Below are 4,009 nucleotides of genomic sequence, written 5' to 3' on the forward strand. Positions count from 1 at the left end.
ATTCCTGCCGGTTTCCCGAAGTTTTCCCCGGACGCGAGATCGTAGGGGGCTGGAACCGGGCCTCTCGCCCGCGCTGCGGGGTTGGCCTTCCGTCTGGGCGTTCTGGTCCGGGGCTGCGGTCTGACGCCGTTCCCGGGTGGCATCGCGGGACCCGTTCCCCGCCGCCGCGGCGCGGCGAGTGTCGACCCCGGCCTCGTGCTTCGAATGAACTGGCCCGGAAAACCTGACAAACGGCTTTGACCGGGGTGGCCAAATTGGCATCGACAAAGCTAGGTGCTCCGTCGGGCAGAAGCCATGTATCGCCGCGTACCGGCGCCGAAGCCGTGGGGTTTGGGGATTTGGGTGGCAGCGCCCGCAGTGCCGTGGGGGGCGGCGCGAGATCTATTGCTCTTCGATGGGGGATCGATGCTGTGTTCGAGCGCTGAAAGGATTGGCGTGGCGAGGACGGCCGACATGCATCGGTATCAAAAAGCCGGTTCGGACGCGAGCTCTAAGGCGCGGCACCTGGGTTCTTGGCCGTACAGCATCGTCCCAACGGCGCCCGCGGTCACTACCATGCCGGCCTCCGATTCCAGCTCGCATGGAATTTGTGCGGCATGGTCCACCACAAGGTGACACCTCTGTTTCCTTGTCCATACCTTTCTATTTCTTTCTCGCCCCTGTGTGCGTACGATCGAACAACACCTTTGCACGCGCCGCTCACTGCATCGTGCCAGAACGCAGCCAAGGGAGATCTCATGTCTGACGCCGGCACAGTAGCAGCTATACTTGCGGGCGCCGGCACCATCATGAGCGGTGCTATCGGCATATACATCAATACTCGATTGCAAGGTTTGGCGACACGGTCTGATGCCGAGAGGCTGCGAGAAGACATCAAGAAGAATACGGTGGCGATTAAATCAATTGAAAATGAATTCTCACGTTCCGATTATATGATGAAAGCCGAACTGTCGTATCGTGAACGTCAGCTATCGACGCTCTATGGTCCTATCTATGGCTATTTGAAAAGTCAGCATAAAATTTACGATCTATGGGTCGAAAACAAACTCGTACATCAAAATCTTGCCGTAAAAAAATTGTTCAAAGAGCAGAACGAAAAAATGAGGCAAATATTGATCAACAATACGCACTTGCTCGAAGACGCCAGGATGCAGGAATACGTGGCAAATTTCTTTACTTCGACGCTTATATTCGATTGGTATGCCGCAGATAAGGATGATGGAGAGGTTCCGGCGCACTTGGAGAATCTTGAAGTTGTGAAGTTTCCAAAGGATTTTCAAAGACATATCTTTGAAACTACAGAGCGACTGAAGTCACGGATCCAAACGCTAAATGCGCAGTTCGCGATGCCCTTGCGTCAGGAGGTCGTCGAGGATCAGGGGGCGATCGCGGGTGACGCTGGCTAGCCGCGAGCTTTGGACGCCGCCATTACAGGAAGAACGGTTCCGCCACCGGATGTACGGGGCTGTGCCAATCGGGAGTGGGTGGCCGCGACAGTGCTGGGTCAATCCTTCGGACTCCGCCGACGGAGGGCGGGAGCGCGTCGTTGACGCCGCCGGCCGGGATCGTCAAGGCGCGCCTCGATGCGATCGCCCCGATGGCGGTCCGCGGAAGCGACGGACACGCCGCCCAGGGCTCGACAACCCGCCCAGGAGGGCGTCCGCTCGTTTCGGGGCCGGCGTATGGCCAGGACACCGATAGCCCGCCCCGCACGCTCGCCAAGCGGGTCTCGCGTCTGTGCGGCCGCCACGTTCGTCACCCGCGCCACTCGGCTCAGACCGGGGCTTGCCTCGCTCCAGCGCGCGCTGATCTAGCGTCCGCCTAACCCTCTCGCTTCTCGCATGTCTCAATGGCCGGCCGAGCAGCCGAATCAGTGAGCCGGCTTGCAAGTTCTTCGCGAAGCAAGGCGTGTTTCGGCACGATGGCCAGAACGATGGCGTACGACATCGGCACGGGACGCCTTGACGAAGCATGGCAAACTGGCATCCTTAGGAAATTCATCGGTGTCACGGCTATGCCCGAATGGCCTCTAGAGCGATTTTCATACGAGTATCAACCTGCGGTTCGGTGGTTGCCGCGCGCGGTTGCTGAGGCGTAAGCCAGTTCAGTCGTCGTGACCCTGCGGTTTCAAAGTTCCATGCGATCATCATTTGATCGGATGCAGTCTTCGTGTTGCGTTGACGGGCAATTTTTGCGTATTGTAACGTACAGTCGAAGCTCATTAACTCTAGCTTGTGCAGATCGCTTCGATACTATATTGATGAGTCGCTGAATTGACGGCCAGAGGCATGGCGCGCGGTGCTCGGAGGGGGCTGCCTTGGAACGAGATCTGGCTCCTGAAGACATCCCTGCGGCAGCGCAGGGCAGCGAACTCACCATCGAAGAGGCGCTGGATCGTCCCGACCCGAGCCCAGACCCGGAACCCGGATCCGATGACGGTGGGCAACCGGGCGCGACCGTCGCCGCTGCGCATGACTACAGCGGCATCCGCTGGCCGGATCAGGCCCACGCGCCTGATTTTGCCTGGATCGCCGGCCTCGAGGCGCCCGCGAAACTCAAGCTCTCGCCGGAGACCTTCGAGACACTGTTCAAGCTCAACCGATACACCCCTTCACGCGAGGCGAGCGTCATCGCGTTTGCCCTACGGGGCGCGACGCTCGACGACGGCCATTCGGCGATCGAGCGTGACGAGGTCGCCCTAACCCTGGCCGAGCCCAACCATCGCAATTTCCGCTGCGTGATCGGCTTCTATTTCCATAAAGAAGGGAAGATTTCGGCTTTCACGGGATCAACGGTCCCTTGCCGTAAGGCCGTATACGGCTCAAAAAACGGCGGCGATGCTTCTAATATGCTTCCTACGGGGCTGTATACATATTATGTATGGCGGCACAAGAAGTTGAAGCCGGCTCTGCGGCTGGGCAAATCAAAGTCGGATCTGGAGAGCGGCGGGCGGGCGACGGTCCTTCGTAACTCCGCCGACCTGATGCTCGACACGACTGACACCTTCAGCCCCTCCACGCCGCTCGATAACGTCCACTGCTCGTATTACCTCGACGAGAACGCGGATCTCGGAGCGCAGTTCTCGTCGTGGGGCTGCCTGACGGTCCGGGGCACCAAGGCTCCGTCGCACGAGTGGGCCAAGTTCCAGTCGGTGCTGAAAGACGTGGGCCTGAAGTCACGCGTCGACCTGATCCTGACGACGGGGAAAGAGGCCTCGATCGTGGCCAACAGCGGTAACGATGCCGAGAAGCTCGAACCGACGCTTGGGGCATTGCGGCAAGGCTCGCGTGGTGATGAGGTCAAGCGTATCCAGCAGAAGCTCGGCTTGGAGGCCAGCGGCTACTGGGGCGCGGAAACCGCGGACGCCTTCACTGGCCGGCAGCGTGCGCTGAGCCGAGACGCAGGCAAGGGTCCCGTGGCTGATGGCATCTACGGCCGGGGCGCGGATGCGTTGACCGGCTGGAGCGTATTCGAGGACGGCGTAGCTTAGGGCCAGCGCCGACGTACGGAGAGATCGATGGCCGACAGGCTTCCGATGACGGTGATCCGATCGAGGGACCGGATCGCGGCGCCGCGTCCGGACTCCGATTACGACCTTGCGAGCGCAGCCGGCCCCGGCGCCCGCGCCGCGACCGCATCGCGGCCGTTACGCGAGATCGAGACGCAGCTCGAAGAGATGACTTCCGACCAGGCGGGTAAGGTCGCTGGGGAAGACGGCGTGGTCGGGGTTGTGCCCAGCGTCCCGTTCACGCTGCCGACCCCGGTCGCGCAGGCGGCCCAATTTGGCGGGGAAGGTGACGCGGGAGCGGATGGCGGCGCGTCCGGCCAAGGCGCGAGCTGGGGCATCGCCGCCGTCGGAGCGGACAAGGCGTCCCGAGAGGCCGGCGGCAACGTCATCATCGCCGTTCTCGATTCGGGTATCGCGACGGACGAGCACGGCGTTGTCCACCCAGCCTTCGCCGGAATGACCCTCGAATGCGAGAACTTCACGAAGGAAGCGGGGACAAAA

General features: G+C 61.1%; 2 protein-coding genes and 1 pseudogene. All 3 read left to right on the forward strand.

The genetic code is table 11. From position 1 onward, the window contains the following. Positions 1–737 precede the first annotated feature (737 nt). Positions 738–1,406 carry a hypothetical protein gene (locus tag I53_RS33400; protein WP_148291194.1) on the forward strand — a complete coding sequence of 223 codons (669 nt, stop codon included), beginning with the start codon at positions 738–740 and terminating at the stop codon, positions 1,404–1,406. Positions 1,407–2,317: 911 nt separating this feature from the next. Beyond that, the gene (locus I53_RS17575) at positions 2,318–3,490 is read left to right on the forward strand and encodes a hypothetical protein (RefSeq protein WP_043352979.1); all 1,173 of its coding nucleotides are present in this window, start codon (positions 2,318–2,320) and stop codon (positions 3,488–3,490) included. A 27-nt stretch (positions 3,491–3,517) separates the two neighbouring features. After that, a pseudogene (locus I53_RS17580) lies at positions 3,518–4,009 on the forward strand (hypothetical protein); the annotation flags it as partial.

The sequence above is a fragment of the Methylobacterium sp. B1 genome (assembly GCF_000333255.1).
In the GTDB taxonomy this organism is placed as follows: domain Bacteria; phylum Pseudomonadota; class Alphaproteobacteria; order Rhizobiales; family Beijerinckiaceae; genus Methylobacterium; species Methylobacterium fujisawaense.

What these genes read in the sequence shown, in the direction of transcription:
- I53_RS33400 (WP_148291194.1), top strand. Translation starts at nt 738, where the DNA reads ATGTCTGACGCCGGCACAGTAGCAGCTATACTTGCGGGCGCCGGCACC.